Below are 6,290 nucleotides of genomic sequence, written 5' to 3'. Positions count from 1 at the left end.
GTGTGGCTTCTACTTCCTTAACCGCTGACGAAGTCAGCAATCTTTTGATCTGCTCTGGCTCTGGCTCTGGCTCTGGCTCTGGCTCTGGCTCTGGCTCTGGCTCTGGCTCTGGCTCTGGCTCTGGCTTTTGATCTTGATCTCAGGCGCCCCGTTAACCACGCTGGCCGAACGCAGGCTTGAATCCGTGGGTAACCCGGCAGGACGCCGGGTTAGCCGTCCTGGGCCAAGGATGGCCCATGACGGCGGCCCACGGATTCAAGCCTGCGTTCGGGCATACCGAGCCTAGGCGAGGTACCGAGTGGTGGGGCAAGAGCCTTTTGGTTACTTTGGGGCTTTTCCAAAGTGACCCGCCGTAAGGGCGGAACCCATAGCCGACGTTACCGCAGCAACGGATATGTACGCGCTCAAAGCCAACGACATGGTCGGCCCAAAGGCCGCCACGGAACCAAGCCCCCTCCCACAATTCAACCAGCCACACTTTCTGCCGCCCCCACCCCCGTGCTTAAGCCTCTGCACCCCCAAAAGCCCCCTAAAAGCGCACAAACACTGGCCCTGCCCAAGCCTGGCGCGCACCGCAAAGTCTGCTGAGCCCGGCCACCAAAACGGTGGTTTGTATTGAGCGCAGGTCTTTTTAGACGGCATATGCTGATTTCACAGTGGTGTAATGAACCTGTGCTGCAACGAGGCCGACGCGCCGCCAGGGCAGCGAACGCTTGTCACACTCAACGAACTTCAGGACCGCACTCAATGAGCTTTCTTCGTCCCAAATTCATTACGTTCGACTGCTACGGTACGCTGACCAACTTCCATATGGGCACCATGACCCGCGAGCTGTTCGCTGATCGCATCAAGCCTGAACAAATGGACCAGTTCGTCAAAGACTTCTCGGCCTACCGCCTCGACCAGGTCATGGGCGACTGGCGCCCCTACGATGAAATCCTCAAGACCGCCCTGGCCCGTACCTGCAAACGCTGGGGTATCGACTATCGCGAGGAAGGCCAGCTGTATTACGACGCCGTGCCGACCTGGGGCCCTCATGCAGACGTGCCGGCCGGGCTGTCGAAAATTGCCGACAAGATTCCCCTGGTGATCTTCTCCAATGCCAGCGACAGTCAGATCATGTCCAACGTCGACAAGCTCGGCGCGCCGTTCCACAAGGTGTTCACCGCCGAGCAGGCCCAGGCCTACAAGCCGCGCCTGGCCGCGTTTGAATTCATGCTCGACAACCTCGGTTGCGGCCCGGAAGACATCTTGCATGTGTCTTCCAGCTTCCGTTACGACCTGATGCCGGCCCATGACATGAAGATCAAAAACAAAGCCTTCGTCGCCCGTGGCCACGAAGTGCCGGGCAACGCGTTCTACAGTTACCAGCAGATCCCCGATATCGGTGGGCTGCCGGCGCTGGTCGGTCTGTAACCGCACACCTCTGAGGGCAAGACATGGGCAGTGAATCCTATTGGCTCGACACCGCACCGGCGTTTACCGGTGCCCAGCTGGGCGGCTTGCCCAAGCAGGTCGATGTGGCTGTGGTCGGCGGTGGGTTCACCGGCCTGGCGGCAGCGCGGGCGTTGGCGCTCAAGGGCGCCAGTGTGGTGGTGCTCGACGCCGGGCGGGTGATCGGCGAGGCCTCGGGACGCAACGGTGGGCAGTGCAACACCGGGGTGGCTCAGGATTACGCCGGGTTGCACGCCAGCATCGGTGCCGCCAAGGCGCGCGCCTATTACCAGGCCTATGAAAGTGCCGTGCACACCGTGGTGTCACTGGTCGAGCAGGAAGGCATTGCCTGCGACCTGGTGCGCAACGGCAAGCTCAAGCTGGCGGCCAAGCCGATGCACTACGAAGGCCTGGCCCGCACCTGCGAGCTGATCCGCCAGGAGGTGGATGCCGATGTCGAGTTGCTCAGCGCCGAGCAGACCCATGCTGAAGTCAATTCGGCGCAGTTTCATGGCGGCCTGCTGCAACGCAACGGCGTGCAGATGCATGTCGGCCGCTTCGGCGTCGGCTTGGCCGAAGCGGCGGCGCGGCGTGGTGCGATGATCTACGAGCACACCCCCGTCAAGGATTGGAAGGCCCAGGCCGGCGGCTATCAGGTCAACACCGCCAAGGGTTCCCTGCACGCCGGGCAAGTCCTGCTGGCAACCGGTGCCTGCCAGCATGGCGACCTGGGTTGGTACCGCCGCAGGATTGTGCCGGTGGGCAGTTTTGTCATCGCCACCGAAGTCTTGCCCCAGACGCTGATCAACCAGTTGCTGCCGCAACATCGCGCCTATGTGACCAGCCGCATGATCGGCAACTACTTTCGCCTGACCCCGGACAACCGCCTGCTGTTTGGCGGACGTGCGCGGTTTGCGATGTCCGACAGTGTCTCCGACGCCAAGAGCGGCAAGGTACTGCAAGCGGCGATGCTGAACATGTTCCCGCAGTTGGCGCACGTGAAGATCGACTACTGCTGGGGTGGCCTGGTGGACATGACGTCCGACCGCCTGCCCCGCGCCGGCCAGCATGGCGGCGTATTCCACTCCATGGGCTACAGCGGCCATGGCGTGCAGATGTCGGTGCACATGGGCCAGGTCATGGCCGAAGTGATGGCCGGTAATGCGGCCGCCAACCCTTGGCGCGAACTGGAATGGCCGGCAATCGTCGGGCATTTCGGCAAGCCCTGGTTCCTGCCCTTCGTGGGGGCTTACTACCGCTTCCAGGACTATCTGCACTGAGTTGCCGTTGTTGCGTCACCGTCGTTTGCGTTTCCAGGACGCTCCGGACATCCGTGAGCACTCGATTCTTCCGATTATCGACAGGTAGCCTTGCTATGACTGACAACAAAAACACCCCCGAGCTCATCTCCGGCCAGGACAGCCTGCGGGTCTTCGAAAGTCTCAACCGTGGCATGTCGCGCCGCAACGCCCTGCAGATGCTGGGCGTGGCTGGGGTGGCCGCCGCTGGTGCCGGCAGCCTGTTCGGCGCCGCCGGCAAGCTGTTCGCCGACGAGGCCGCCGTGGCCGGCAAAGGCAAGCCAGGCGGCAAGATCCGCGTGGCCGGCATGTCCAGCTCCACCGCCGATACCCTCGACCCGGCCAAGGGCGCGCTGTCCACCGACTATGTGCGCCACTACATGTTCTACAACGGCCTGACCCGCTTCGATAAGCACCTGGTGCCGCAACTGGAACTGGCCGAGCGCATCGACAACACCGACGCCACCGTCTGGACCATCACCCTGCGCAAGGACGTGACCTTCCACAACGGCAAGGCCCTGACCGCCGCCGACGTGGTGTTCTCCCTGAACCGCCACAAAGACCCGCTGACCGGTTCCAAGGTCATGCCGTTGATGGAGCAGTTCGCCGAGATCAAGGCCAGCGGGCCGAACGAAGTGCAGATCCGCCTCAGCGCGGCCAACGCCGAGTTGCCGTCGATCCTCGCAGTGTCGCACCTGTTGATCGTCCCCGAGGGCACCAGCGACTTCAGTAAAGGCATCGGCACCGGACCGTTCACCGTGGGCGAGTTCAAGCCAGGCGTGCGTTCGATTGCGGTGCGCAACAAGAACTACTGGAAACCGGGCCTGCCGTACCTCGACGAGATCGAGTTCATCGCGATTGCCGACGAGCCATCGCGGGTAAATGCGCTGCTGTCGGGCGATGTGCACATGATCAACGAGGTCAACCCGCGCTCCACCACGCGCATCAAGGCCAGTGCCAAGCATCGCGTCGTCGACGCGCCGTCGGGCAACTACACTGACTTGATCATCCGACAAGACCAACTGCCCGGCAAAAGCCCGGAATTTACCCAGGCGATGAAACTGCTGCTCGACCGTGAGCAGGTCAAGTCCGCCGTATTCCGTGGCTTTGCGGTGGTGGGCAACGACCACCCGATTGCGCCGGGTTCGCGCTACTTCAATACCGACTTGCCGCAGACGGTCTACGACCCGGAAAAAGCCAAGTTCCTGCTGAAGAAAGCCGGCATGGAAAGCATCACCATGCCCGTGATGGCCTCGCCTGCCGCCACCGGTTCGGTGGACATCGCCGTGCTCTTGCAGCAGTCGGCCAAGCAGGCCGGGCTCAAGCTCGACGTCAACCGCCTGCCGAGCGATGGCTACTGGTCCAACCACTGGATGAAGCACCCGCTGAGCTTCGGCAACATCAACCCCCGGCCGAATGCTGACGTGATGTTCTCGCAGTTCTTCCAGTCCAAGGCGCCGTGGAACGAGTCCGGCTGGCAGAACGAGCAGTTCGACCAGTTGCTGATGCTGGCCCGTGGCGAAACCGACGACGCCAAGCGCGCCAAGATGTATGGCGACATGCAGGTCCTGGTGCACGACCACTGCGGCATCGGCGTGCCGGTGTTCATCAGCAATATCGACGGCGTCGACCAGCGCATCAAAGGCTACGACAGCAACCCACTGGGCGGTTTCATGGGCTACATGTTTGCCGAGCAGGTGTGGTTGGACGCTTGAGGAGGGTCGTGGGATGAATAGCAATACACTGTGGTTGATCGGCCGGCGCTTCGGCGCCGGGGCCTTGACCTTGTTGATCGTGTCCATGGTCGTGTTTGCGATCACGGCGGTACTGCCGGGGGACGCGGCGCAACAATCCCTGGGCCAGTTCGCGACCCCTGAACAGGTGGCGGCCCTGCGCCTGAAACTGGGGTTGGACCAGCCCGGTGTGTTGCGTTACCTGCACTGGTTGATGAGCCTGCTCACTGGCGACATGGGCGTGTCGGTCTCCAACGCCATGCCGGTCGGTGAGCTGATGGCGGGCCGGGTGCCCAACACCCTGATGCTGGCGGGCGCCACGGCGCTGGTCTCGGTGCCGGTGGCGCTGGTACTCGGTATCGGTTCGGCGATGGGTCGGGGCGGGCGCATCGACAGTTGCCTGAGCTTTATCACCCTGGCGATGGTCGCGGTGCCGGAATTCCTGGTGGCGACCCTGGCGGTGCTGATTTTCGCGGTCAACCTCGGTTGGTTGTCGGCCCTCTCGTATGCCAGCGACATCAGTTCACCGCTGCAATTTCTGCGCACCTATGCCTTGCCGGTGATGACGCTGTGTTGCGTGATCGTCGCGCAAATGGCGCGCATGACCCGCGCTGCCGTGATCGACCAGCTCGACAGCCCCTACGTGGAAATGGCCCGCCTCAAAGGCGTCAGCCCGATCCGCATCGTGCTGCGCCATGCCTTGCCCAATGCGATCGGGCCGATTGCCAATGCCATCGCCCTGAGCCTGTCGTACCTGTTGGGCGGGGTGGTGATCGTCGAAACCATCTTCAACTACCCCGGCATTGCCAGCTTGATGGTCGATGCCGTGACCAACCGCGACATGGCGCTGGTGCAGGCGTGCACCATGTTGTTTTGCGCGGCGTACCTGGGCCTGGTGCTGCTCGCCGACCTGTGCGCGATCCTGTCCAATCCGAGGCTGAGAAACCAATGAACAACCTCATTGCGAAATCCAAGCCTGTTTCCTCCGCCCTGGCACTCGCCAAGGTGTCCAGCGGCCCGTCGTGGCTGGGGCTGTTGGGCGGCGTGGTATGCGTCGCCTGGCTGCTGGTGGCGCTGCTCGGCCCGTGGCTGGCGCCTCACCCGGTGGGGGAGGTGGTGTCCGATAACATCTTCGAAGGCTTCAGCCTCGCGCATCCATTCGGCACCGATTACCTGGGCCGCGACATGCTCAGCCGGGTGCTGGTGGGCGCGCGGTTCACCGTCGGGCTGGCGCTGGTGGCGGCGTTACTGGCCAGCACCTTCGGCACCGGGTGTGCGCTGTTGTCGGTGGTCTCGCCCAAGTGGCTGGACGAAATCATCAGCCGCATCATGGACGCCTTCATCTCGATCCCGAGCAAAATGCTTGCGTTGATCATGGTCTCGGCCTTTGGCTCATCGGTGACGTTGCTGATCTGTACGGCCGTGATCAGCTATATCCCCGGCTCCTTCCGCGTCGCCCGCAGCATGGCGGTCAATATCGAAGCCCTGGAGTACGTGCAGGTCGCGCGCACCCGTGGCGAGCGCCGGTTGTACGTGGCGTGCATGGAGATCCTGCCGAACATGCTCAACCCGGTCCTGACCGACCTGGGCCTGCGTTTCGGCTACATCGTGCTGTTGCTCAGTGGCATGAGTTTCCTTGGCCTGGGCGTGCAACCGCCGGACGCCGACCTCGGCTCGCTGGTGCGGGAAAACATCGGCGGCCTTAACCAGGGCGCGCTGGCCATCATCATTCCGGCGCTGGCCATCGGCACGCTGACCATCGGCGTGAATCTGCTGATCGACTATCTGTCGTCGCGACGTAGTCGACGCACGGGAGGCCATTGAA

General features: G+C 62.9%; 5 protein-coding genes. All 5 read left to right on the top strand.

Going from position 1 to position 6,290, the window contains the following annotated elements:
• Window positions 1-747 precede the first annotated feature (747 nt).
• Window positions 748-1,416, top strand: coding sequence for a haloacid dehalogenase type II (locus AD670_RS25430; protein WP_053138855.1), 669 nt, complete (start codon window positions 748-750; stop codon window positions 1,414-1,416).
• 23 nt (window positions 1,417-1,439) lie between these two features.
• Window positions 1,440-2,714: an FAD-binding oxidoreductase gene (locus AD670_RS25425; protein WP_053138853.1), complete on the top strand. Its 1,275-nt coding sequence runs from the start codon at window positions 1,440-1,442 to the stop codon at window positions 2,712-2,714.
• A gap of 95 nt (window positions 2,715-2,809) precedes the next feature.
• Window positions 2,810-4,447 carry an ABC transporter substrate-binding protein gene (locus AD670_RS25420; RefSeq protein WP_053138851.1) on the top strand — a complete coding sequence of 546 codons (1,638 nt, stop codon included), beginning with the start codon at window positions 2,810-2,812 and terminating at the stop codon, window positions 4,445-4,447.
• A gap of 13 nt (window positions 4,448-4,460) precedes the next feature.
• On the top strand, window positions 4,461-5,417 hold the full coding sequence (locus AD670_RS25415) for an ABC transporter permease (RefSeq protein WP_053138848.1): 957 nt from the start codon (window positions 4,461-4,463) through the stop codon (window positions 5,415-5,417).
• Entirely contained in the window at window positions 5,414-6,289 is an 876-nt protein-coding gene (locus AD670_RS25410) for an ABC transporter permease (RefSeq protein WP_053138844.1), read from the top strand. The genes AD670_RS25415 and AD670_RS25410 overlap by 4 nt, the downstream gene beginning before the upstream one ends.
• Window position 6,290 lies beyond the last annotated feature (1 nt).

Source organism: Pseudomonas sp. MIACH (assembly GCF_001269925.1).
Lineage (GTDB): Bacteria > Pseudomonadota > Gammaproteobacteria > Pseudomonadales > Pseudomonadaceae > Aquipseudomonas.
This window is presented reverse-complemented; position numbering and strand designations above follow the sequence as displayed.

Bases quoted from the DNA above. Each gene is read 5' to 3' on its own strand.
- AD670_RS25425 (WP_053138853.1), top strand. From the start codon at position 1,440: ATGGGCAGTGAATCCTATTGGCTCGACACCGCACCGGCGTTTACCGGT.
- AD670_RS25420 (WP_053138851.1), top strand. From the start codon at position 2,810: ATGACTGACAACAAAAACACCCCCGAGCTCATCTCCGGCCAGGACAGC.
- AD670_RS25415 (WP_053138848.1), top strand. From the start codon at position 4,461: ATGAATAGCAATACACTGTGGTTGATCGGCCGGCGCTTCGGCGCCGGG.
- AD670_RS25410 (WP_053138844.1), top strand. From the start codon at position 5,414: ATGAACAACCTCATTGCGAAATCCAAGCCTGTTTCCTCCGCCCTGGCA.
- AD670_RS25430 (WP_053138855.1), top strand. From the start codon at position 748: ATGAGCTTTCTTCGTCCCAAATTCATTACGTTCGACTGCTACGGTACG.